Below are 23,448 nucleotides of genomic sequence, written 5' to 3'. Positions count from 1 at the left end.
AAGGCCTCAGTTGGTTCATAACTCGCCATATTTTTAAAATATAAGAATGTATAATGCTCCACCAAAATAACATCCTTATATTTCTACGAGAAACGGTTGTCGTCCTTTAAGACAACAACCGTTTCTTATTGCTTATTCAATTCCAGCGGCTAGCAAAACACTGCTTAAGCGGGCGTATTCTTCAAGACTGAGTGTTTCTCCGCGACGGGTCGGTTCAATACCCGCTTCTGCGAGTAAAGCCTCCAGCTGCTCACGTCCTTGTTCAGGGAAGTAACGAGCCTTCAGATTGTTAGCAATCGTCTTGCGGCGCTGTGTGAAAGAAGCGTGAACCACTTCAAAGAAATGCTTCTCACTCTCCACCTTTACCGGAGGATGCTCTCTAACCTTCAGACGGATAACAGCAGACTCCACATTAGGTTGAGGGATGAATACCGTACGTGGCACGATACAGACGAGCTCAGGCTCGCTGTAGTACTGCACGGCAATGCTAAGACTTCCGTATTCCTTTCCACCTGGAGATGCAGCCATACGCTCCGCAACCTCCTTCTGAATCATTACAACGATGTTATCAAGGGGAAGCTTCTCTTCGAGCAGCTTCATCAGAATCGGAGTAGTCACATAATAAGGCAGGTTAGCAACCACACTGACCTTGTTCACAGTGGTGAAATCTTCCTTGAACATTTCCTGCAAGTTCACATTGAGGACATCATCGTTACGAACCTTAACATGGGGATAGGGGGAAAGTACGTCTTTTAATATTGGAATCAGTCTACGGTCAATCTCTACGGCAGTTACAGCACCCGCTGTTAGTGCCAGACGCTCCGTCAGCGCTCCAATTCCCGGCCCGATCTCCAGCGCCCCAGAATCGCTATCTAGTCCAGCAGCGTCTACAATCTTGTCCAAAATATTTTGATCAATCAAAAAATTCTGTCCCAGGCTTTTCTTGAACTTGAATCCATAACGTTGAATAATCTCTTTGGTCCGTTTTGGAGTCGAAATTTCCTCTCTACCACTCATGAAGTAATGCCTCCCTGATCAATTTGGGCGAGAGCCCCGGCAAATTCCTCCCGCGTAATCCCAAACATCGCCAGCCGCTTGTACAGCTGTTTGCCGTTACAATATCCGATTCCAAGCAAATTACCAAGCGCCATACGTCTTTCAGCAGCCCGAGGGTGTACAAGCATTCCAGCGGCCATAAGATCATCAATACCAATCAAAGCAGGTGCTCCTTCAAAAGAGGTATGTACATTACGCAGCGCATGACGAATCGCCTCTGGCGATGCATTCTCTACACCGATATCCCCTTTTCGAGTTGCGTCCTTCTCTGGAATAAAAGCATGCTTGCAGCCCGGCACCTTCGCTGAAACGATTTTACGAATTCGCTCCCCAGCATGGTCCGGGTCCGTAAGAATAATAACCCCTCTACGTTCCATAGCAAGCGCGATCTTAGCAATTACAGTCCGGTTTACAGCAGAGCCGCCTGTCTCAATGGTATCCGCTTCTACAGCACGCTTAATGGCTACGGTATCGCTTTTGCCTTCAACGACGATTAATTCCTTAATCATATTTCTTGACTCCTTCCAAAAAAAGCAAAAAGAAGAGGATTCGCTCCTCTTCTTTTGGTTAAAGAATGTATAAGTGATGAGCGGTTGCTCTGCGATCAACGAAATGATCATCCAGCGTTCCTTAACGGTTATCATCACTATAGCTTATCAAAGGATTTTTTGCAAAAGCTTCAGTTCTAGTTAAGCTCTGGTTTCACAGGTCCAATCACATAAACAGTACGTGATTTACGGCCGAAATTACGAGCATGGCTCAGGGAATCATAATAGACATCCACTTTATTGCCTTTAATGGCACCGCCAGTATCCTCTGCACGGCGGAATCCAAGCCCATCGATATAAACCCACCAGCCAATAGGAATTACATTCGGATCTACTGCAATTGTACGACCTTCCGTTACGCGTGTTCCGGAGGCAGTTTTAGTACCTATCCCTGGCTCTTCTGACGAATAAGCTGTCATGGAGACGTTCTTAATCATCTTCTTGTACTCAAAGTCTACGCCAGCCTTGCTTGTGACGTTCTTAGTCTTAGCGCTAACTTTAGTCGTTTTGGAGGTAGTGCTTGATTTGGAAGTTGTTGTAGCTTTAGCAACTACAGTAGGCTTAGGAAGTGCTTTAGTACCAACGGCAATGATCTTATCTTTTGTTACCGTTTGTACTTCCTTGCCGATCATGCGCATAGAGGCCAGTTCTCCGTCTTGATAGATCTTTTCAATATGCTGAACCATGACGCCTGGTTTGCCTGCCTGTGCCACTCTAACTGTTCCCACAGTAAGGGAGGGATCTGCTGTCTTAATAACACGGAAAGGTAAGTTAGTTGTTCGCTGTACCGTTTGCTTGTTGATACGAACGATCTTAATCTCCATGTCAGCAGAGATGGTGGTGTCTAACGAAGGAAAAATCTTGTCATAGCCTTCTAGGTTGATACCCAGTTTGTCAATCGCTTGACCGATAGTGTCTTCGGTCGTATATAACGTTTTTGTTGCTCCGTCCGCAGTAAGGCTAAATTTCTGCGCACGATTGATAACGACACGGTCACCGTCTTTTATTTCATCACTCAGACCTAAAGATAATTCATCATGCGGCTGCAGCGAAATTTGCTCTTTCTCCAACACATCACCAAGAAGTGCTTCTCGCGTTTCAAGTGTCTGTGTTTGCCCGTCTATTACTAAAACTAATTGTTTATTACTTTGACCGTGTACGTACAGCAGAATTAACAGCGCGATTGCGATTGAAATCACACCTGCAAGTAAAAGTACGCGAGTATTTACTTGCTCCCACCGTAATGCGAAAGACCTGCTGGATGACTGCGAATCATGGGATACCTCTGGTTGGAATAAGCCCATTCTCTCCATCCTCCTTACATAGCCTCGTCGTCAATTTGTATATCATGAGGACTGAATTTCTTTGACGAAACTATTTGAGATTGTCACAGGATACGCACGTATTAACTTAGCGTCTCCTGCTCATGGATCGCCTGCTCGGCACAGCTACTCCCACACCTGTTATATAACAGTATGCGGGCAACATTCAGTTTATTCAAAAATAAAGAAGCCTAAAAAGAGTTCTCTTGAGGACTCTTTCGTGGCTTCTCCGATGTCAGAATACGCGGGAATGTTTGTGCACGAGGTTGCCTCTCTTACTTGCGCTTACGGGGTTAGCTGTCGGGTTCGGACGAAAGAGAGACGCCCTATTTCAGGTCACCCGCTCACGGCGGTTGCCCTTAAATTCACCCCAAAGACCACGTGAAGAAATCAAATATTGTTCTGCGGCAATTCCTAGTCGTATTCAAGATACAGGCATGCGGCAGTTCAATATTGGTTCCCCCGTTCTCCATACGGAGACTCAGCGAGACGATCCATGAATCAATGGCTGTCACAATAACAACAGCTCACATCACTGAAAAGATGATATCCTGTTTTGATGCATGTTGTAAAGGACGATTCAACCACGTTTACGCAAATATATGGTTAAAATATTGTAATAATCAGCCGTTTTTATATTAAAAAAGTTTAATATATCGGCCATTCTCTATTTTTCACCCGTTTTACTCCTGTTTTCAGACAATCCCAAATCGTTCCAGTGCGTTCGCATACGTAATTTTAGCCAATTCTTCCCATGTTAACCCTTTAATTTCAGCCGCAGCCTCTGCTACTAACTTCACATGAGCACTCTCATTTCGCTTGCCTCGGAAGGGGTGTGGAGTCAAATATGGAGCGTCTGTTTCGATCAATAATCGGTCCAATGGCGTCTGTGCAAGCACCTCTTTAGGCACTCTGGCATTTTTGAACGTGATCGGTCCTCCAAATGACAAATGAAATCCTAGATCTAGACACATTTTTGCGGTTTCCCAGCTGCCTGAGAAAGAATGCATTACGCCACCAATTTCATTTGCTTTTTCCTCCCGTAAAATCCGTACGACATCTTCATGGGCATCACGGTCATGTATGCAAATTGGCATTTTTAGTTCACGGGCTAGTCCAATTTGTTTGCGGAAGACCTCCTGCTGCACATCCTTGGGAGAGGTATCCCAATAATAATCCAACCCAATCTCTCCGATGGCCACCACTTTCTCATGGCTGCAAAGAGAGGCGATCCAATCGAGGTCCCCCTCTTTCATATCAATCGCATCCTGTGGATGCCAGCCCACCGCTGCATAAATATAATCATAAGATTCAGCCAGCTTCATCGTTGAAGGGATCGTTTCCCGATTAAATCCAATATTGATCATCTTGCTAACTCCGGCCTCTACTGCACGAGCTATAACTTCCTCGCGATCCTCGTCGAATTGAGGCGCATCTAAATGTGTATGAGTGTCGAACAGATACATTTTAAAGCTCACTCCTTGTTGTTTTTATCAATAGTTCCATAAATATTTGTATTATTTTGCAAAAATCTCTGCTACAGAAGAGGGCAACCGTGTAAGGGCTTTTTTCAGCTTATCCTGTGGGAAATATAGGTGATATCTGCCACGATGAATCCCGCTTATTGAGCGCACAATATCCGATACCTCTGAAATTTCCCGCAATTGCTCATTCCGATCAAGCAGTAAAATTTGATTATTGTCGAAGGCTGCTCCTGGACGGAACACATCATAAGGCAAATCTGTCGGATAATCAATCTCTAAGTCATATTCTGGGTTAAGTCCCGCTCCCGCAAAACTGCTGCGGATTTCCGTAATCATATCTGTATCCAAATTCTCGATCTCTACATATTTATACAGTTTACGATGAATAAAACGGGTACACAAGTCGCTTAATAACTCATCTTCTTCAAGGGTCCATTGCATAAAAGCAGTCTGTACCAGTGCCTCATCAAGCATTAAATATTGCTTCACTGTTACTTCTCCTCGAAAGAGATCTTCCAGCGGAGCGATCATAAAGCGAAATTTGTATCCCTCTTGGAACAACTCTTTAGCTCTACGGAAGATTTGACGCAAAATAATTTCAGAGCTGCGCGTCACCGGATGAAAATATACCTGCCAGTACATTTGATAACGCGACATTAAATAATCTTCAATGGCGTGCATACCTGATTCTTTTACTACAATCCGCCCATTATAAGGACGAAGCATTCTCAAAATCCGATCAATATCGATGGTTCCATAGTTTACACCTGTATAGTACGCATCACGCAGCAAATAATCCATACGATCAGCATCCAGTGGACTGGAAACCAAATTGACAACAATTTCATGCTCATATGTCTTAGAGATAACTGAGGCTACTTTACGAGGAAAATCTTCCTCCACATCACGCAATATTTCGGTAATCTCCGTGTCCTCCAAAATAATCCGGCAGGTCCAATCCTCATGGTTCATTTCAAAAGCTTCTTCTATAGAATGTGAAAATGGGCCATGCCCTAAATCATGCAGCAAAGCCGCACACAAAGTAAGCAAACTTTCTTCTGGAATCCAATCCTTATACCCGCTGCGCTCAAATTGCGAAATGATTCTGCGTGTAATTTCATATACTCCTAAAGAATGAGAAAAACGACTATGCTCTGCACCATGAAAAGTGAGATATGAGGTACCTAACTGGCGAATCCGGCGTAAACGCTGAAATTCTTTTGTATTAATTAGTCGCCAAATAATCGTATCCTGTACGTGAATATAATTATGAACGGGATCCTTGAAAACTTTTTCTTCCGTGAGCGGCTGCTTCATGAGATCAACTCCTTCTAATAATTTAATATGATTTTAACTAATATCAGTATATAATAAGTAATTATGTCGTACTTTGTCGAAAAGTATCATTTTTGGTCTTGGTAAATCGACAAAATGCTTTCAGGGTAATTCTTAATTTTTATAGGGACATTCAAAGTTCTTATGGAAATTTTCTTATTCAGCCTATGAAAAAAGGTTGACTGATTTGGGAATCGTTGGTATTATAAGTATCATAAAACAGTGAACAATGTCGAATAATGACGTTTTTGGAACATTGAGAGGAGTAACGATTGTTATGATGAAATCAACAGGAATTGTAAGAAAAGTAGACGAACTTGGACGGGTTGTTATTCCTATTGAATTACGCCGTACACTTGGCATTGGCGAAAAGGACGCACTGGAAATTTACGTTGATGGCGAACGGATTATGCTTAAAAAGTATGAGCCTGCCTGCATTTTCTGTGGCAACGCTGAGAACGTAACTTACTTTAAAGGAAAAATAGTTTGTCATGAATGCATATCTTCCATCCCTACCCCTGTGACAAACTAAATTAAATAGTATATAATAGAACTAATCAAATTGTTAATTCTAACCTTTTCATATCTCCTTGACCTCCCGTGACCGCGGGAGGTATTTTTTATGTCTGGGTTTGCCCTCCTGGTTATCCCCTCCCTAAGGGCAATGTGCTTCAAGACGGAACTAGTAATACTTAGTTGTATTTCTTACAGTTATTTTAAATGCTTTTTACCATTAAACGAATTAATTGTATTTTATACACTTATATTTCCTATATCTCCGTGAAATCAATCCTTTCCACCTTTATAACTGTATGAAGTACAACTAAACGAACAAATACATAAAAAAATTCAAAAATAACTGTACAAAATACATTAACCCGCAGATAAATCATTCAAGCTCGAAACGGCTCCGAAAATCCTTAGTTATTCTAGGAATTCGTCTATAACACTTACTCTTCTGCTCTATCAAGCAACGCATTATAAATATCCCGTTTGGCTACACCCCGGTCTGATGCCGCTTTTTTCATAGCCTCTTTCCGTGGTACATCCTGTGCTTCGTAATGAGCTACATGATCTTCAATGCTTAACTGACGCCACCACGCCGATTCTGCGATTTCTGCATCTTCCTTGCTCTCCCCTTCTACGACAATAACATATTCGCCTAGCGGAGGATGTTCAGCCAGCCATAGTGTACATTCCTCAATCGAACCGCGTAGAAACTCCTCATATCTTTTCGTTAATTCACGTGCCAACACAATCTGGCGATTACCGAATGCTTCTTGAAGATGAGCAAGTGTCTTAACTACGCGATGGGGAGATTCGTAGAACAACAAAGTGCCTTGAGCCGAACGAAGTGGACTTAATACTGCTCGGATGTCCTTACGCTCTCGGGGAAGAAAGCCGATAAAGGTGAACGTATTCGTAGATAGACCAGAAGCGATCAAAGCTGACAACGCTGCGTTAGCTCCAGGGATAGGAATCACCGGAATTCCATGACTTATAGCAAGGGCTACAAGATCCGCTCCAGGGTCAGAAATCGCTGGTAAACCGGCATCGCTGACGAGTGCCAAATTTTTTCCTTCTATTATATAGCGTACAAGCTCAGGTCCACTGGCGGCCTTATTATGCTCATGATAACTAAACAACATCGAAGGTGAAATCTCAAAGTGGCTGAGTAATTTTCGGGTCTGTCTCGTATCTTCCGCGGCAATAATATCACATTCCTGTAATGTGCGGACTGCACGATAGGTCATATCCTCCAGATTACCGATAGGTGTAGCCACCAGAAAAAGCGACCCTGTTGTCTCCTGAGTACTGGTATTAGTCTTGTTTTGAAAACTGCTTTGGCATGATATCATCATGATTTACCCTCTTTAGCACCATAGTAGATGTCCATAATCTCTGGACAGTATTGATTGTCCTCATTATATACGATGAGCGGTGGTTGTAAACGAACCTCAGGCTTTCCATCACGTGCGGCTTCGATTAATACCATATTTGCCTCCAGATGGGCACGTGGATGTACAAACCGAATAATCTTTGGCTCGAGTCTATATTGTCTCATAAGACTGATAATATCAACCAACCGTTGTGGTTTATGAACCATACTTACCTTTCCGCCCGTCCGAACCAATCGCACACAAGCCTGAATGACCTCCTCCAGTGTACAGCCTATCTCATGGCGAGCCATAGCTTGATGGTTGTTCAGCTTCAGATCACTGCCATTAAGCGGCATATAAGGAGGGTTTACCGTTATTGCATCATACACCCCATGTCCTGCGGTAGTATATAACTCGCGCAAATCACCTTCATGAATTACAACCTGATCCTGAAGGCCATTTAGAGCCACGCTACGACGAGCCATATCAGCTAAACGAGGTTGTATTTCAATGCCTTCTATAGAAGCTTTTGTCCGGGTAGTCATTAAAATCGGTATTACACCATTTCCCGTACAAAGATCTAGAACTCTTCCACGTGGCGGAACACTGGCGAAACGAGCAAGCAATACAGCATCCATAGAAAAACTAAATACTTCATCACTTTGAATAATGCGCAGGTCATGTGTTAGTAAATCATCCACCCGCTCCGTCGGTAACAAGGGGACAGATATATCATTAAAAGAATTCGTCATGTAATAATCTCCTAAAGGTTTTGATGAGAAAAACTTGTTTCAAAGGCATATGCCTATTGGCTAAAATTCAAAAAAAACCGTAGGATTAATCTCCTACGGCTGGATATCCTCATTTATTAAGAAAAGAAAGACAGAACAGACAGTCACCTTCCGTGCGTAAATGTCCAAAATAAACATTACAGATGTGAAAGCCTTCGTGGTAAAGTCGAGCCAAGTTGTCATAACCTTCCCCGACAACCTCTTCTGTTCCCTCTCCGGTAGCTAAAAGAGCTTCCGCCTCCGCAGAATCTACGGTAGGATCCAAAGGTGCATCCCGCTTTAAAATTTTGCGAAGCTGTTCATTCTCCAGAGTTAACCTCTGGTTAGCTTCCATCAGTTCTTTTACCGTCTGTTTCCATTCTCCAAGATTGGCGCGCATCGTTTCCATCTGCGCTTCCATATCCTGCATGTGTGCAAATATATTTTTCTTCTCCAAGTTTCCACCCCGAAAGTAACCTTATATGGTTTACTTGACGACAACATCATCCATTGGAAGTTCCTTAACTTTGCCCACTTCAAACAACTGTACATGAACCGTACGGTTTCCGGCATTGATTCCTACTACTTTGCCATCCCCCAATGAGGTCACGACAATCTTGCCGACCGCTGGCATTTCTTCCTTTACACTCTCATAATTGTCATGCTCAAATTTCAAACAACACATCAGACGTCCACAAAGTCCGGAAATCTTCGTCGGATTAAGTGAAAGGTTCTGATCCTTGGCCATTTTTATGGATACGGGTTCAAAATCCCCTAACCAAGAGGAGCAGCAAAGCACTCGTCCACAAGGTCCAAGTCCACCTAGCATCTTAGCTTCATCACGTACCCCAATTTGCCGAAGCTCAATGCGGGTCCGAAAAATACTTGCCAGATCCTTAACCAATTCTCTAAAGTCAACGCGTCCTTCAGCCGTAAAGTAAAATATAATCTTATTACGGTCAAAAGTAAACTCTACATCTACGAGCTTCATTTTGAGACCGTGGTCGCGTATTTTATTTAAACAGGTGGTAAAAGCCTCCTTAGCGGCGCTTTTGTTCTCCTCAACAACGCGTGCGTCGGTTTCTCCGGCAATACGCATCACTTTTTTGAGGGGTAGTACAACATCGGACTCCTCCACCTCTTTTTTGCCTACGACAACCTTACCGTATTCCACCCCACGTGCTGTCTCAACAATAACACATTGATCTCGTTCAATCGGAAAATCAAGTGGATCAAAATAATATATTTTACCCGCTTTTTTAAAACGGACACCTACTACGCTGTACAAAAATTAACCCCCTTGTTTGCCGGTAAAAGGAACCTATGGGCATGTCCGCTCCCTGATGATCCATGCTTGTCCTTCCTCGTCTGTTAAAACGATACTTCCAGGTAAAGCGACATCCGGAGGATATATCATTGCTAATCCTTTAACTTTCCAGTCGGATTAAGAACTGCTCCAGACACAACTGGGCATTGGCATTGGAACGCAGCTTCTTAGTACTCTCTGCAGCATATCCCATATAAGCCACCCATTGTTCCGCACTGCGCCCACGGGCATGCCTGGAAATAAAGTCTAACTGATCTATAAAAACGATACTTTCGTGCTTGCGGTACAGGAAGTAGAGCATATCTTTAAACCATAGATGGAACATGCTGAAAAGGATATCCAAATGTTCAGCGAGCCCAGTCTTGAACAGCTTCTGCCCGGCAGTTGCTACCGTGGAGCTGCCCTTGCTTAAGGACTCCTTAGCTAATTGTAACACTAGATTTCTCATTTCTGCAAACCAATTCTGTTCCAAAAGTTCCCTGCAACCATCAAGTCCCGAACTGAGTGATACTGCACATCGAGCTAAGGGGATCGGCACACCCTCACTTGCTAGCGCTTGAAGCATAATATCCGGATTTAACGGACTAAATGGGATCCGCTGAGTCCGTGACTGAATCGTCGGCAATAAAGAACGACTATTATCAGATATTAGGATTCCCACTGCCGGAGCTGGCGGTTCTTCCAGAAACTTCAACAAACTATTGGCAGCTTGTACCGTCATTTTGTCTGCCCCATCTATAATATAAACCTTTGGATTCACACCCTCAGATCGATAGGAAAAGACACGCTGCAGCTCACGGATCTGGTCTATTTTTATGCTTGCACCGTCGGGCTGCAGCAATGACAAATCAGGATGGTTTCCATGCTCAACCTTTCGGCACTCTAGACATTCGCCACAGGCGTCATCCTTGCTTTCCGTGCAAAAAATTGCTTGGGCAAACATCAGCGCCGTCTTCATTTGTCCACTGCCTGCTGGTCCTGTAAATAAATAAGCATGGCTCACAGCATCCTTGCGCAAGGCATTTTGGAGTAGCCGTTTAGCATGCTCCTGGCCTACTATATCATGAAAAGGCATAATTTCCTCCCAAAACTTTAAAAAGAAAGGTTGATTAACAACCCACGAATTTCTCCAACACGTCCCAACAGATCTATTCGGCCCTGCTCACTATTCAGCAGATCGTCTGCCATAGATAGCAAAGCCGCATCAATTTCCTCAAGCAGCTTGTAACGCTTACCCCGCCCACGTCTATCCCATCCACGTGTCTCTTTCAGTATAACGCCTCTACGAGCGGTTTCTTCCAGAAACCTTTTGATCATCATCCGGTAAATGGTGAGTTCACGAATGGTCATAGACTTAGATAAACGGTCGCCTTGTGACTGTATTTCTTTGATCTGGCGGTTTAGTTCATCTTTGGTTTTCTGTTCACCTTGCTGCTGAAAAACGTCAGAGAACGATTTCTGCTGAACAGGCTTATTAGCCCCTTCTGCATTTGGAAGCTCACTCTTTAAGGGCCTATATCCCGGATTGATCTTCAAAGGTTATCTACCGCCCCTTTTTTGTAAATGACTTACTCATTTATATTATACTTAATAATGTTCGAAACGATCTACAGGAAGCACGAATACAGTAGCGCCACCGACCTGTACTTCAACAGGGAGCGGTAAATAGGAATCCGTCGTGCCACTCATCGGAGTTACTGGAGTGACTAGTTGTTCACGCACTTTACAGCTGTTACGGATAACGTTCAATACAGCTTCGATCTGACTGTCTTCTACCCCAATCATAAATGTCGTATTTCCCGCCCGCAGAAATCCACCTGTACTTGCGAGTTTGGTAGCACGGAAATTGGCTTTTACTAGCTCACTGGATAACCGGTTACTGTCTTTATCCTGGATAATTGCAATGATCAACTTCATCTTCGCATTCCCTCCCAAAAAAGTTTTATGGAGTATTACTACTTAATGTGTTCTTAGTAGTAACCTCACTTCATAAGCAAACGCTTAGTTATATGCCACTTCTCTTATTATATTAGACAAAACACCCTAAAAACCCTTTAATACTCTCTCTTCAAGAGTTCTCACGATATCTTGTTCTACCAGATGAATAGGGCGGTTTGCATCAAGAACTACTATTCTCTCCGGATTCGCCTTAATTAATAAATGATAACCTTCACGAACCTTCTGATGAAAGGCAAGACTCTCCATATCCAGACGATTGACTTCGCGATCTTGATTGGCCGCAATCCGTGATAATCCAATCTCAGGGTCTACATCCAGATAAAAGGTTAGATCGGGCATGCGATTTCCAATAGCAAAACGGTTAATACTCCACACCTCTTCCATACCTAATCCTCTTGCATGTCCTTGATAAACGAGACTGCTGTCTACAAAGCGGTCACAGAGGACTGTAAGCCCTTCTCTAAGAGCTGGCTCTACTACTTCAGCGAGATGTTGGCTTCTTGATGCAGCGTACAGCAATGCCTCTGTACGTGCATCCATTGCAGTATGGGCAGGATCCAGAATAATAGAGCGAATTTTTTCGGCGATTTCTATGCCTCCAGGTTCACGTGTAATTCGATAGGGCATGGACCGATTCTGCAAATATGCTGCTACTCTGCCCAGTACCGTTGTTTTTCCGGAGCCTTCGCCCCCTTCTAATGTTATGAAGAAACCTTCTTTGCCCACTTATACTTCTCCGCCCTTCTGAATGTTGTATACCTTAATACGCTGTAAGACCGGATCAGCACAAGCCTGGAACTTCGCGCCTCCATAAGCTAAACCAGTCAGTCTTTGCTGTATCTGATCTGTGATGACCTCACCCGGATATAATAATGGAATGCCTGGTGGATAGGGAATTACCATTTCTGCAGCTACTCTCCCCACGCTGTGTTCAAGATTAATACTTTCTACCTCATTGGCTGACACCGGCTTCAAAGAGAAGGGAACGGGTACCGAGATTTGTAAAACATTCAAATTGTTCCACGTGGAAATATTTTGAGATTCTAAAATGCCAGCGGTGTGCGGTGATTCGGATGTATCCTCCGACTCTATTTCCCCCAGCGCCTGCAATAACCTTGCTGCATCTTCAGCCTTCGAACCGAGGCTGAACAGCAGCACTACGTGCCGGTCGTCACTCATCTCCGGCACACAGCCCTTAGCCTCGAGCCTGCGCTGCAGCTCGAAACCGCCTAGGACCCCGGTGGCGTCATAAATGACGACTTTGAAGGGGTCCTGCGTCTCGTACGCCGCCTTATGCAGCGGCGTACCGTCGTGCAGCGGCTCTGCCGGCTGCACCAATCCATAGCGCGGCAGCTCGGCAAGGCCGCGCCGCAGGACATCCACGGCGGCCAGCCCCGCCGTGAAAGCCTCGCTGCCCCGGCTGTGCAGCAGCCGCCGGGCAAGATCAAGCGACGCCATCATAGGATATGATGGGCTGGAGCTCTGCACCATGGCGAGCCGCTGCGAGAGCAGGGCGCGGTCGAGCCGCTGCCCTTGAACATGCAGCATAGCGCCCATGGTCATCGCAGTGAGCATCTTGTGCGTGGACTGCACTACGCCGTCTGCGCCACAAGCAAGCGCCCCGGCAGGCAGTGCCGGGTGCTGCCCGTAATGCGCCCCATGCGCTTCATCGACAAGCAGCGGTACACCGCTGTCGTGGCAAATACGCGCGAGGGGCGCAAGGTCACTGCCCATGCCGTAGTAATTGGGCATGGTGACAAATACAGCGGCGGCTTCCGGATAGGCTGCAAGTGCAGCCTCAACAGCTTCTGCCGCCGGCGCTACTGCCAAGCCGCTGAGTGGATCAATCAGCGGTTCGACGAAAACAGCCCTCACTCCAGCTAACATAAGACCATGAATCACTGATTTATGCACATTTCGTTGAAGAATCAGAACCATTCCTGGCTCGGGGCAAGCCGTTAGAATCAGCGCCAGGTTACCCGCCGTACTTCCGCCAACTAGAAAAAAACTCTCCTCTGCTCCAAAGCAATCCGCAGCCAATTCCTGTGCTTCCTTAATGACTCCCTCAGGATGATGAAGATCATCCGTGCCGGTAATCTCCGTAACATCGTACTTCATGACCTCATCTAGAAACCCAGCGCCTTCTACGCCGTCATATGCCGCTCCATTTTTATGTCCTGGCACATGATAAGATATATTACCCACAATTCTATATTGCTCCAGCATTTCGTATACAGGTGCCCTACATCGTTGTAATTTATTCATATTAAATTCCTTCCCATAGGGTTCCTTCTATTTTAACGTAAATATTCAGAAACTCCTATGTTTCCTCATAAAAGCATCTGACTGAACAGCAAAACGGCTCCCCCCGCTTAAACAACGAGGAAGCCGTATATGAATATCTCTAATGCAGCCCTTATATCTTTCATCCAGACTGCTCTCTTATCCGCATCAATTAACAGAGTTGCTCTACTTAAGCGTTCTTTTGCAATCCGATCTTCTTCATCTGGCCAATAAAAAAACGGTACTTAGCATCTTCTGCCTCGGTACGGATCATTTCTGCCTCACAATCCTCACAAATAAAATGCGAGACAATCACAATACCTTCTTCTTTTTCCTGCCCACAAATGATACAAGCTTGCCCGGTTTGCTGTTCCATAACCATCCCACCTTGACTCTTTTAAGAACAGTATGATACACCTTCTATCATTTTAAACCTTTTCATAGTTTTTTCATATCCTTCGTTTCGTGTATTATATATATTCCGCTGCCCCTATATCGGTGAATATTCGCCCATAGTTTAATAAAATGCTTTCATTCGCCGATATTAAGAACATATGAATCTGTGAGGAGGTTAGTCTATTTTATATGGAACCCAACACCAAAGGCGCTGCTACATTCTATCAATATAAATTAATCAAAAAAATTAATCTAACGGCACCTCTGCTGCGTGTTTATATTTTGCTCCCTCTTTTGGTCCTTGTGCTCGAGACAGTCTTTCTTTCTTGGTGGAGTATTCTCTACTTAATTATAGCTGCTCCGGTTATGTTCTGGGTTCAATATGTTATTTCACGCTCAGTACTTCTAATCTCCGGGCATCCTATTTCAAAAAGATGGTCCATCTCATTTAAAATCCCGTGGCTTGGCTTCATGCCAGATCAACACATTAGTTACCGCATTTTCCGTAAAGTACAGTTACATAATTTTTATATTGGTCTTTGTATCGCAGCTCTCTTTATTTTTTGGTCACCACCGGCATTTACAGTATCCCTGATTATTTGCCACTTGTGGCTTTTATTGCCCCGTCTCTATACACTGTTCAAAATAAATCAACGCAACAAGGAAGGCATGCTTAAGTTTAATCCAACCGATGCCTCCTATTACTCTCAATAGATTACGATTAATCTGTATTCGCATATAAATAAATAATCGCCATCCATAAAGGACGGCGATTATTTATTTTGTCTTAAGACCTTTAATTAAGGCCTTCTTTTCTTTAGGGATCATAACTATAAAATAATCATCATGCACTGTTAAATGAACCGTTACTCCATCCTTCTGAAAAACACCAGATGAATCGGTATTCTCCTCTTCCTGTTCAACCCATCCCCAGGCCTTAATAGTATCCATATACTCCTCTGGGATGCCGTTCTTCTCCTTTAATCCAGGTAAAGAATAACGCACATAATCCATAGCAACGTTTGTCGTAGTCTGGTCTGGTGAGTACGCCTCTTGGGGCACAGGGAAATTTTTCTCGTTTAGCGCACCCTCAAAAGCATCCCAGCTGGGCGCTTTCGTACCGCAGCCTGCCAGTATTAAAGCTACTATACACGAAAAAATTAATATCTTAATAATTCTTGTTTGTTTCATGCCTTAAATCCTCCTTACCTCCACAATGCATCTAAAGACACAAGAAAATTCAAAGTTAGAATTTATGAGTAGTTCCTTCGTATTAGAGATGTTGCTTATTATTTGCACTTATCTATTATACTTGTATCGACCTCAGCGTCGGTAACAAAAATGTCACTCAATTACTGCCCCTTCAGATGTTGTACTCCCCTTCAAACAACACTCTTGTCCAAAAAAAACAAAAAAGCCACTGCTGATAAATCAACAATGGCTTAATGTGCTTGGCAACGTCCTACTCTCCCAGGACCCTTCGGTCCAAGTACCATCGGCGCTGGAGGGCTTAACGGTCGTGTTCGGGATGGGTACGCGTGGAACCCCTCCGCTATCGCCACCAAACATGCGTCTATGAAACAGACGCTGCCGCGTGAAATTCGGTTCATCACAGAAGTGAGAATGAATTTCTAAGCGTGTTACAGGCTTGATGCCTGAAAACTGAATCCGAAACAAATCTGCATTCTACGTATAGGATAAGCCCTCGACCGATTAGTATTGGTCAGCTCCATGCATTGCTGCACTTCCACCTCCAACCTATCTACCTCGTCGTCTTCAAGGGGTCTTACTAATTGGGAAATCTCATCTTGAGGGGGGCTTCACGCTTAGATGCTTTCAGCGCTTATCCCGTCCGTACGTAGCTACCCAGCCATGCTCCTGGCGGAACAACTGGTGCACCAGCGGTACGTCCATCCCGGTCCTCTCGTACTAAGGACAGCTCCTCTCAAATTTCCTGCGCCCACGACAGATAGGGACCGAACTGTCTCACGACGTTCTGAACCCAGCTCGCGTACCGCTTTAATGGGCGAACAGCCCAACCCTTGGGACCTACTTCAGCCCCAGGATGCGATGAGCCGACATCGAGGTGCCAAACCTCCCCGTCGATGTGGACTCTTGGGGGAGATAAGCCTGTTATCCCCAGGGTAGCTTTTATCCGTTGAGCGATGGCCCTTCCATGCGGTACCACCGGATCACTAAGTCCGACTTTCGTCCCTGCTCGACTTGTAGGTCTCGCAGTCAAGCTCCCTTATGCCTTTGCACTCTGCGAATGATTTCCAACCATTCTGAGGGAACCTTGGAACGCCTCCGTTACTCTTTAGGAGGCGACCGCCCCAGTCAAACTGCCCGCCTGACACGGTCCCCGTACCCGGTAAGGGTACTAGGTTAGAACCTAGATACGATCAGGGTGGTATCCCAACGGCGCCTCCACCGAAGCTTGCGCTCCGATTTCTACGGCTCCCACCTATCCTGTACAGATCGTACCCAAATTCAATATCAAGCTGCAGTAAAGCTCCATGGGGTCTTTCCGTCTTGTCGCGGGTAACCTGCATCTTCACAGGTATTAAAATTTCACCGGATCTCTCGTTGAGACAGCGCCCAAGTCGTTACGCCATTCGTGCGGGTCAGAATTTACCTGACAAGGAATTTCGCTACCTTAGGACCGTTATAGTTACGGCCGCCGTTTACTGGGGCTTCGGTTCATAGCTTCGGGTTACCCCTAACCACTCCCCTTAACCTTCCAGCACCGGGCAGGCGTCAGCCCGTATACTTCGCCTTGCGGCTTCGCACAGACCTGTGTTTTTGCTAAACAGTCGCTTGGGCCTTTTCACTGCGGCCCCCTCGTGCTATTCACACTACCGGGGCACCCCTTCTCCCGAAGTTACGGGGTCATTTTGCCGAGTTCCTTAACGAGAGTTCTTCCGCGCGCCTTAGAATTCTCTTCTCGCCTACCTGTGTCGGTTTGCGGTACGGGCACCTTCTCCTGGCTAGAGGCTTTTCTTGGCAGTGTGAGATCATGACCTTCGCTACTATAATTTTCGCTCCCCATCACAGCCCAGCCTTAATGATGTGCGGATTTGCCTACACATCAGCCTCACTGCTTAGACGGACATCCATCAGTCCGCGTCACTACCCTCCTGCGTCACCCCATCGCTCATAGCGGATTACGGTGGTACAGTAATTTCAAACTGTTGTCCTTCGACTACGCCTTTCGGCCTCGCCTTAGGTCCCGACTTACCCTGAGCGGACGAGCCTTCCTCAGGAAACCTTGGGCTTTCGGCGGATCAGATTCTCACTGATCTTTTCGTTACTCATACCGGCATTCTCACTTGTGTAGTGTCCAGCGCTCTTTTCAGTACACCTTCAACCCCTACACAACGCTCCCCTACCCCAGATGCAAAGCATCTAGCCATAGCTTCGGTGGTGTGTTTAGCCCCGTTACATTTTCGGCGCAGAGTCACTCGACCAGTGAGCTATTACGCACTCTTTCAATGGTGGCTGCTTCTAAGCCAACATCCTGGTTGTCTGTGCAACTCCACATCCTTTCCCACTTAACACACACTTGGGGACCTTAGCTGATGGTCTGGGCTGTTTCCCTTTTGACAATGGATCTTAGCACTCACTGTCTGACTCCCGGCAATAAGTATATGGCATTCGGAGTTTGACTGAGCTTGGTAATCCTTGCGGACCCCGCACCCAATCAGTGCTCTACCTCCACTACTCTTATACCGAGGCTAGCCCTAAAGCTATTTCGGGGAGAACCAGCTATCTCCGAGTTCGATTGGAATTTCTCCGCTACCCCCACCTCATCCCCGCACTTTTCAACGTACGTGGGTTCGGGCCTCCAGTGCGTGTTACCGCACCTTCACCCTGGACAGGGGTAGATCACACGGTTTCGGGTCTACGTCCACATACTAATTCGCCCTATTCAGACTCGCTTTCGCTGCGGCTCCACCTTCTCGGCTTAACCTTGCATGTTAAACGTAACTCGCCGGTTCATTCTACAAAAGGCACGCCATCACCCATAGATCGGGCTCTGACTTTTTGTAAGCACACGGTTTCAGGTTCTATTTCACTCCCCTTCCGGGGTGCTTTTCACCTTTCCCTCACGGTACTGTTTCACTATCGGTCGCCAGGTAGTATTTAGCCTTAGCAGATGGTCCTGCTGGATTCATACGGGGTTTCACGTGCCCCGCACTACTCGGGATCCGTCTCGGAGAGAACACAGTTTAGGTTACAGGGCTTTTACCTCTATCGCGGGCCTTTCCAGACCTCTTCACCTACCATATTCCTTTGTAACTCCATGTGAGACGTCCCACAACCCCTAAGAGCAAGCTCTTAGGTTTAGGCTGTTCCGCGTTCGCTCGCCGCTACTGACGGAATCACTATTGTTTTCTCTTCCTCAGGGTACTTAGATGTTTCAGTTCCCCTGGTCTGCCTCTACACACCCTATGTATTCAGGTATGAGTAACTGCGAATTACCACAGCTGGGTTTCCCCATTCGGACACCCCCGGATCAAAGCTTGCTTACAGCTCCCCGAGGCAGTTTCGTTGTTCGCCACGTCCTTCGTCGGCTCCTGGCGCCTAGGCATCCTCCGTGTGCTCTTATTAGCTTAACCTTGATTTTTCCGTAGGAAAATATCATACGATGACATTCTCTTTTGGAATCATCTCACTAATAACATTTACTTGTTTGCACAAGTTGCTAAAAGATGTTCTAAAACGCAAATTCGTTTCGGTATCCAGTTTTCAAGGATCAAGTCTTACTTGAGAGCTTAAACTCTCAAAACTGAGCAACGAGTGAGTAACAGGCCTAAACCTGAGTTTTGGAAGCTGAGCTTCCGATTTGAATGTCCTCATTGCAGAGAACGATTCTCCATAGAAAGGAGGTGATCCAGCCGCACCTTCCGATACGGCTACCTTGTTACGACTTCACCCCAATCATCTACCCCACCTTCGGCGGCTGGCTCCCTTGCGGGTTACCCCACCGACTTCGGGTGTTGTAAACTCTCGTGGTGTGACGGGCGGTGTGTACAAGACCCGGGAACGTATTCACCGCGGCATGCTGATCCGCGATTACTAGCAATTCCGACTTCATGCAGGCGAGTTGCAGCCTGCAATCCGAACTGAGACCGGCTTTGATGGGATTGGCTCCACCTCGCGGCTTCGCTTCCCGTTGTACCGGCCATTGTAGTACGTGTGTAGCCCAGGTCATAAGGGGCATGATGATTTGACGTCATCCCCACCTTCCTCCGGTTTGTCACCGGCAGTCACTCTAGAGTGCCCAGCATTACCTGCTGGCAACTAAAGTTAAGGGTTGCGCTCGTTGCGGGACTTAACCCAACATCTCACGACACGAGCTGACGACAACCATGCACCACCTGTCTCCTCTGTCCCGAAGGCCGCTGCTATCTCTAGCAGATTCAGAGGGATGTCAAGACCTGGTAAGGTTCTTCGCGTTGCTTCGAATTAAACCACATACTCCACTGCTTGTGCGGGTCCCCGTCAATTCCTTTGAGTTTCAGTCTTGCGACCGTACTCCCCAGGCGGAGTGCTTACTGTGTTAACTTCGGCACCAAGGGTATCGAAACCCCTAACACCTAGCACTCATCGTTTACGGCGTGGACTACCAGGGTATCTAATCCTGTTTGCTCCCCACGCTTTCGCGCCTCAGCGTCAGTTACAGCCCAGAAAGTCGCCTTCGCCACTGGTGTTCCTCCACATATCTACGCATTTCACCGCTACACGTGGAATTCCACTTTCCTCTTCTGTACTCAAGCCACCCAGTTTCCAGTGCGACCTCAGGTTGAGCCCAAGGTTTAAACACCAGACTTAAATAGCCGCCTGCGCGCGCTTTACGCCCAATAATTCCGGACAACGCTTGCCCCCTACGTATTACCGCGGCTGCTGGCACGTAGTTAGCCGGGGCTTTCTTCTCAGGTACCGTCACTCCGGTAGCAGTTACTCTACCGGACGTTCTTCCCTGGCAACAGAGCTTTACGATCCGAAAACCTTCATCACTCACGCGGCGTTGCTCCGTCAGGCTTTCGCCCATTGCGGAAGATTCCCTACTGCTGCCTCCCGTAGGAGTCTGGGCCGTGTCTCAGTCCCAGTGTGGCCGTTCACCCTCTCAGGTCGGCTACGCATCGTCGCCTTGGTGGGCCGTTACCCCACCAACTAGCTAATGCGCCGCAGGCCCATCCCTCAGTGACAGATTGCTCCGTCTTTCATTCTTCTCTCAGGAGAAAAAAGAAATTATCCGGTATTAGCTACCGTTTCCGGTAGTTATCCCAGTCTGAAGGGCAGGTTGCCTACGTGTTACTCACCCGTCCGCCGCTAAGTTATTTTGAAAGCAAGCTTTCAAAATAACTCCGCTCGACTTGCATGTATTAGGCACGCCGCCAGCGTTCGTCCTGAGCCAGGATCAAACTCTCCAATTAGTATTGAAAAGAGCGATATGCTCATTTTGAAACATCTGACGAGAAAATTAATTCTCTAATTTGGATTTCACTTACGTGATTTCCTACTCACTCGTTGTTCAGTTTTCAAAGATCAAGTTCTCGTTGGCGCCGTTTAATGTCTCAGCAGCAACTCTTATACTATATCATGTTCGGCTATTTAATGTCAAGCTCTTTTTTCAACTTCTTTTTCGAGCTCGGCATGTGTACTTCTTGGCCGGACTTAGAATATATCATGAATGGAGATGCATTGCAAGAGTTTTTTTATATAAAATCAAAAGCATAAAACATCATCTATGTATTATCGTATTATAATAACTACCTCCCCTTATCATCTAATTATCTAGAAAGTAAAAAAACAACTGCAGAAGATAACAGTTGTTTTTTAGAAGAAGCTTAGACGATTCTAGATTAATTCCGCTTCCTTCGCTCCAGTAATTACGGCAATGATATTGCTTCGAAGTGCCTCCGCATTGTGCGCTTCATATGGATCCACTTTGAAAACAACAGCATCTGCAATAAAACCTTCTGCAATTTGTCCCAGCTCGTTACCGCTCCCCAGAATATCAGCAGCACTTTTAGTCGCAGCCTGCCAAGCTTCTCTCCGAGTTAAGCCATAATCAATCAATGTATCCAGTTCTTGAAGGTTATAGCCATGTAGTGCAGGTGTGGCATAATCTGTACCGAATCCAATACGAACGCCTTCTCTTTTTGCATAATGAATGGCCTTGGAATGACATTCGGCAGCGCGGGCAGCTCGGTCGCAAATGATCGGGTTCAACGCTAGAACGCCTTTTGGGTCTGCAGCAATACGATAAATTGATGTGGTGGGTACAAACGCTACCCTCGAGTTAGCAAGTCTTCCTGCCTGATCCTCAGTTAGAAACATCCCATGCTCTATTGATTCCACGCCGGCCTGGATGGACCAGTCTATCGTCACTCCGCCCCAGGTATGAACCAGTACCTTCTTATCATGGGCATGTGCATTACGAACAATGAACGAGAACTCTTCTTCGGAAAAGATCGGGTCAACGACTTTCTCGGTAGGTGCTCCAAGCCCGCCTGTGGCCATGATTTTTATCCAACCCGCTCCTGTAGCAAAGATTTCCGCCATGCGTTGTTCTAAATGCTTGAGACCACGGGCATCTGCTGCTCCAATCATATCGCTACTGGTCTGCACTCTTAATGGATGCTGATATTGCTGGACAAGATGCTGCACTGTGCTCGGCAGAATCCCACCTGCATCACGGGCAGTCGTTACACCCGTTCTAAGAGTAGCTTCAAAAGCTTGTGCCTGCATAATTTCGATCTGGTTGGCATCGCGCTTCAATTGATCAGAGTGGTCAAAATCTGTCCAAGCTAAATGCGTATGAAGATCAATAATACCCGGACTTAGCCACAGATCTGTTCCTGCAAGATTTGACTCTACTTGATGCGGATCCGCTTCAGTAATGGATGAAAAACGACCATCCTTTATCACGACATCAAAACGTCTGCCTTCGATACCTGCTATAAAAATGTCATTGAACGTTTGCAGTTCTGGATGCTTATGAATCATCTTCATTCCCCCCATGCCAGCCGAACAGCTGCTAATGCCTGAACAGGGTCTTGTTTCAACAATTCGGCAAGCGTGGATATAGCTTTCTCCACACTTTGCCGCTCAGCATTCGTTCCAAAATGGTTGATCCGTAGAAGATGGCCAAATAATTCTCCGTCTCCGGGAGCCACAATGCCTATAGGCTGCTCAATCCGCAACTCTTGCTTTCCAGAAATCCGCACCGTTGTAGTCAGCGTAGAATAATGTCTGCTGTCCTTTTGCCAAGGCTCAAGCCCCAAGGATTTAATACCAGCTACAGCAGCTGCTGCGGCTCGCTCATGGCGTTTGATTACTTGATCCAATCCTTCTTCTTCAATTCGTGTCAAAGCTTGAGTCAAGGCTCTAGCCTCCAGCGTAGGAATGTTTGGGGCAACCCGCAATGGCGCGGCGTCTCCCAGTGATGGTTTCAGATCCAGCAAGGATAAAATAGAATTGCGTGGAGCATTTTCATTCGACTCAAGAAATTCCCAGCCACGTGGAGAAATACTTACGGCACTAACACCGTTGGGTCCAGCTAAGGCTTTTTGCGCACCTATAACTGCAAAATCAACGGACCATTCATCCACCAGCAGGGCCTCTCCCCCAACCGCAGATACGGAGTCAGACACAGTAATAAGATTGAATTCTTTTGCAATTTCAAATATTTCTTTAGCAGGATTAGAGCCTCCAGTAACCACTTCAGCTTGAACAAAAGAAAGGGCACAAGGTTTAAACTCCTTAATCGCAGAAGCAACTTGGTCGCTAGTGACCACTTCATCAAAAGGAACCTTTACTTCAACAACCGTTGCTCCACCCCGCTCAAGCCATTTTCCAAATAAACTTCCATAAGGACCTGTTACTATATTTACAATGGTTCGACCGGGTGCAGCTATTCCGGCGGCTACCGCCTCGATTCCAAGGATTGCCTCAGCCGGAATGATAACTGGAGGGTGCTCAGTAAACAAGACTTTGGAAATTAAATGTGTTAGCTTATTGTACTCAGCCAGTGAAAGTGGCACGTATCCTTTATGTTCTCGGTTCATAAAAAAACCTC

The 23,448-nt window shown here is 46.0% G+C and carries 20 protein-coding genes, 3 rRNA genes and 1 riboswitch; of the genes, 2 read left to right on the top strand and 21 right to left on the bottom strand.

Annotated features, from left to right (window positions below):
• Positions 1-132 precede the first annotated feature (132 nt).
• The 5 genes from rsmA to NST94_RS00180 form a co-directional block, all read right to left on the bottom strand.
• Entirely contained in the window at positions 133-1,017 is an 885-nt protein-coding gene (gene rsmA, locus NST94_RS00200; protein ID WP_076138498.1) for a 16S rRNA (adenine(1518)-N(6)/adenine(1519)-N(6))-dimethyltransferase RsmA, read from the bottom strand.
• Positions 1,014-1,565 carry a ribonuclease M5 gene (gene rnmV / locus NST94_RS00195; RefSeq protein ID WP_036678817.1) on the bottom strand — a complete coding sequence of 184 codons (552 nt, stop codon included), beginning with the start codon at positions 1,563-1,565 and terminating at the stop codon, positions 1,014-1,016. The genes rsmA and rnmV overlap by 4 nt, the downstream gene beginning before the upstream one ends.
• Positions 1,566-1,741: 176 nt before the next feature.
• Positions 1,742-2,908, bottom strand: coding sequence for a 3D domain-containing protein (locus NST94_RS00190; RefSeq protein ID WP_076105834.1), 1,167 nt, complete (start codon positions 2,906-2,908; stop codon positions 1,742-1,744).
• A gap of 285 nt (positions 2,909-3,193) precedes the next feature.
• Positions 3,194-3,423, bottom strand: a riboswitch (cyclic di-AMP (ydaO/yuaA leader).
• Positions 3,424-3,621: 198 nt separating this feature from the next.
• Positions 3,622-4,392 (bottom strand): TatD family hydrolase, encoded by a 771-nt coding sequence (locus NST94_RS00185; protein WP_036678823.1) that lies wholly within the window; start codon positions 4,390-4,392, stop codon positions 3,622-3,624.
• Positions 4,393-4,443: 51 nt separating this feature from the next.
• Positions 4,444-5,727, bottom strand: coding sequence for an HD domain-containing protein (locus NST94_RS00180; protein ID WP_076186801.1), 1,284 nt, complete (start codon positions 5,725-5,727; stop codon positions 4,444-4,446).
• A 295-nt stretch (positions 5,728-6,022) separates the two neighbouring features.
• Here NST94_RS00180 and NST94_RS00175 point away from each other — a divergent pair, with 295 nt between their 5' ends.
• Complete coding sequence (locus tag NST94_RS00175; RefSeq protein WP_036678829.1) at positions 6,023-6,277, top strand: AbrB/MazE/SpoVT family DNA-binding domain-containing protein; 255 nt, start codon at positions 6,023-6,025, stop codon at positions 6,275-6,277.
• A gap of 418 nt (positions 6,278-6,695) precedes the next feature.
• On the opposite strand, the gene rsmI is transcribed toward NST94_RS00175, so the two are convergent.
• The 10 genes from rsmI to NST94_RS00125 all read right to left on the bottom strand — a co-directional run bounded on the left by rsmI (position 6,696) and on the right by NST94_RS00125 (position 14,340).
• A complete protein-coding gene (gene rsmI / locus NST94_RS00170) occupies positions 6,696-7,607 on the bottom strand; it encodes a 16S rRNA (cytidine(1402)-2'-O)-methyltransferase (RefSeq protein ID WP_280753818.1) in 912 nt (303 codons plus the stop codon).
• Positions 7,604-8,377: a tRNA1(Val) (adenine(37)-N6)-methyltransferase gene (locus NST94_RS00165; RefSeq protein WP_036678833.1), complete on the bottom strand. Its 774-nt coding sequence runs from the start codon at positions 8,375-8,377 to the stop codon at positions 7,604-7,606. The genes rsmI and NST94_RS00165 overlap by 4 nt, the downstream gene beginning before the upstream one ends.
• A 109-nt stretch (positions 8,378-8,486) precedes the next feature.
• Complete coding sequence (gene yabA / locus NST94_RS00160; protein WP_036678835.1) at positions 8,487-8,852, bottom strand: DNA replication initiation control protein YabA; 366 nt, start codon at positions 8,850-8,852, stop codon at positions 8,487-8,489.
• A gap of 30 nt (positions 8,853-8,882) precedes the next feature.
• Positions 8,883-9,683, bottom strand: coding sequence for a stage 0 sporulation family protein (locus NST94_RS00155; RefSeq protein WP_036678838.1), 801 nt, complete (start codon positions 9,681-9,683; stop codon positions 8,883-8,885).
• Positions 9,684-9,822: 139 nt separating this feature from the next.
• Positions 9,823-10,797 (bottom strand): DNA polymerase III subunit delta', encoded by a 975-nt coding sequence (holB, locus tag NST94_RS00150; RefSeq protein WP_076099912.1) that lies wholly within the window; start codon positions 10,795-10,797, stop codon positions 9,823-9,825.
• A 17-nt stretch (positions 10,798-10,814) separates the two neighbouring features.
• Complete coding sequence (locus NST94_RS00145; RefSeq protein WP_036678842.1) at positions 10,815-11,258, bottom strand: YaaR family protein; 444 nt, start codon at positions 11,256-11,258, stop codon at positions 10,815-10,817.
• 51 nt (positions 11,259-11,309) lie between these two features.
• Positions 11,310-11,639 (bottom strand): cyclic-di-AMP receptor, encoded by a 330-nt coding sequence (locus NST94_RS00140; RefSeq protein ID WP_036678844.1) that lies wholly within the window; start codon positions 11,637-11,639, stop codon positions 11,310-11,312.
• 126 nt (positions 11,640-11,765) lie between these two features.
• Positions 11,766-12,407 carry a dTMP kinase gene (gene tmk / locus NST94_RS00135; protein ID WP_036678846.1) on the bottom strand — a complete coding sequence of 214 codons (642 nt, stop codon included), beginning with the start codon at positions 12,405-12,407 and terminating at the stop codon, positions 11,766-11,768.
• Positions 12,408-13,946, bottom strand: coding sequence for an aminotransferase class I/II-fold pyridoxal phosphate-dependent enzyme (locus NST94_RS00130; RefSeq protein ID WP_339281537.1), 1,539 nt, complete (start codon positions 13,944-13,946; stop codon positions 12,408-12,410).
• Positions 13,947-14,154: 208 nt separating this feature from the next.
• A complete protein-coding gene (locus NST94_RS00125) occupies positions 14,155-14,340 on the bottom strand; it encodes a sigma factor G inhibitor Gin (protein ID WP_036678851.1) in 186 nt (61 codons plus the stop codon).
• A gap of 209 nt (positions 14,341-14,549) precedes the next feature.
• On the opposite strand from NST94_RS00125, the gene NST94_RS00120 reads away from it, so the two are divergent.
• On the top strand, positions 14,550-15,074 hold the full coding sequence (locus tag NST94_RS00120) for a hypothetical protein (RefSeq protein ID WP_076130063.1): 525 nt from the start codon (positions 14,550-14,552) through the stop codon (positions 15,072-15,074).
• A 63-nt stretch (positions 15,075-15,137) separates the two neighbouring features.
• Here the strand turns inward: NST94_RS00120 and NST94_RS00115 are convergent, their stop codons facing one another.
• The 6 genes from NST94_RS00115 to NST94_RS00090 form a co-directional block, all read right to left on the bottom strand.
• The gene (locus tag NST94_RS00115; RefSeq protein WP_036678856.1) at positions 15,138-15,551 is read right to left on the bottom strand and encodes a hypothetical protein; all 414 of its coding nucleotides are present in this window, start codon (positions 15,549-15,551) and stop codon (positions 15,138-15,140) included.
• A gap of 258 nt (positions 15,552-15,809) precedes the next feature.
• A 5S ribosomal RNA gene (gene rrf / locus NST94_RS00110) occupies positions 15,810-15,926 on the bottom strand.
• A 127-nt stretch (positions 15,927-16,053) separates the two neighbouring features.
• Positions 16,054-18,979: ribosomal RNA gene (locus NST94_RS00105) — 23S ribosomal RNA — on the bottom strand.
• A gap of 263 nt (positions 18,980-19,242) precedes the next feature.
• A 16S ribosomal RNA gene (locus NST94_RS00100) occupies positions 19,243-20,800 on the bottom strand.
• Together the 16S, 23S and 5S rRNA genes form the textbook arrangement of a ribosomal RNA operon.
• A 424-nt stretch (positions 20,801-21,224) precedes the next feature.
• Complete coding sequence (locus tag NST94_RS00095) at positions 21,225-22,376, bottom strand: amidohydrolase family protein (protein ID WP_076130922.1); 1,152 nt, start codon at positions 22,374-22,376, stop codon at positions 21,225-21,227.
• A gap of 2 nt (positions 22,377-22,378) precedes the next feature.
• Positions 22,379-23,437 carry an aminotransferase class V-fold PLP-dependent enzyme gene (locus tag NST94_RS00090; RefSeq protein WP_076195264.1) on the bottom strand — a complete coding sequence of 353 codons (1,059 nt, stop codon included), beginning with the start codon at positions 23,435-23,437 and terminating at the stop codon, positions 22,379-22,381.
• Between the last annotated feature and the right edge of the window lie 11 nt (positions 23,438-23,448).

It is taken from the genome of Paenibacillus sp. FSL H8-0282 (assembly GCF_037963825.1).
In the GTDB taxonomy this organism is placed as follows: Bacteria; Bacillota; Bacilli; order Paenibacillales; family Paenibacillaceae; genus Paenibacillus_AQ; species Paenibacillus_AQ odorifer.
Note: the sequence above shows the minus strand (reverse complement) of the source record. Positions and strands in the feature narration are given on the sequence as shown.

What these genes read in the sequence shown, in the direction of transcription:
- rsmA (WP_076138498.1), bottom strand. Translation starts at nt 1,017, where the DNA reads ATGAGTGGTAGAGAGGAAATTTCGACTCCAAAACGGACCAAAGAGATT.
- rnmV (WP_036678817.1), bottom strand. Translation starts at nt 1,565, where the DNA reads ATGATTAAGGAATTAATCGTCGTTGAAGGCAAAAGCGATACCGTAGCC.
- NST94_RS00190 (WP_076105834.1), bottom strand. Translation starts at nt 2,908, where the DNA reads ATGGGCTTATTCCAACCAGAGGTATCCCATGATTCGCAGTCATCCAGC.
- NST94_RS00185 (WP_036678823.1), bottom strand. Translation starts at nt 4,392, where the DNA reads ATGTATCTGTTCGACACTCATACACATTTAGATGCGCCTCAATTCGAC.
- NST94_RS00180 (WP_076186801.1), bottom strand. Translation starts at nt 5,727, where the DNA reads ATGAAGCAGCCGCTCACGGAAGAAAAAGTTTTCAAGGATCCCGTTCAT.
- NST94_RS00175 (WP_036678829.1), top strand. Translation starts at nt 6,023, where the DNA reads ATGATGAAATCAACAGGAATTGTAAGAAAAGTAGACGAACTTGGACGG.
- rsmI (WP_280753818.1), bottom strand. Translation starts at nt 7,607, where the DNA reads ATGATGATATCATGCCAAAGCAGTTTTCAAAACAAGACTAATACCAGT.
- NST94_RS00165 (WP_036678833.1), bottom strand. Translation starts at nt 8,377, where the DNA reads ATGACGAATTCTTTTAATGATATATCTGTCCCCTTGTTACCGACGGAG.
- holB (WP_076099912.1), bottom strand. Translation starts at nt 10,797, where the DNA reads ATGCCTTTTCATGATATAGTAGGCCAGGAGCATGCTAAACGGCTACTC.
- NST94_RS00140 (WP_036678844.1), bottom strand. Translation starts at nt 11,639, where the DNA reads ATGAAGTTGATCATTGCAATTATCCAGGATAAAGACAGTAACCGGTTA.
- NST94_RS00130 (WP_339281537.1), bottom strand. Translation starts at nt 13,946, where the DNA reads ATGAATAAATTACAACGATGTAGGGCACCTGTATACGAAATGCTGGAG.
- NST94_RS00125 (WP_036678851.1), bottom strand. Translation starts at nt 14,340, where the DNA reads ATGGAACAGCAAACCGGGCAAGCTTGTATCATTTGTGGGCAGGAAAAA.
- NST94_RS00120 (WP_076130063.1), top strand. Translation starts at nt 14,550, where the DNA reads ATGGAACCCAACACCAAAGGCGCTGCTACATTCTATCAATATAAATTA.
- NST94_RS00115 (WP_036678856.1), bottom strand. Translation starts at nt 15,551, where the DNA reads ATGAAACAAACAAGAATTATTAAGATATTAATTTTTTCGTGTATAGTA.
- NST94_RS00095 (WP_076130922.1), bottom strand. Translation starts at nt 22,376, where the DNA reads ATGATTCATAAGCATCCAGAACTGCAAACGTTCAATGACATTTTTATA.
- NST94_RS00090 (WP_076195264.1), bottom strand. Translation starts at nt 23,437, where the DNA reads ATGAACCGAGAACATAAAGGATACGTGCCACTTTCACTGGCTGAGTAC.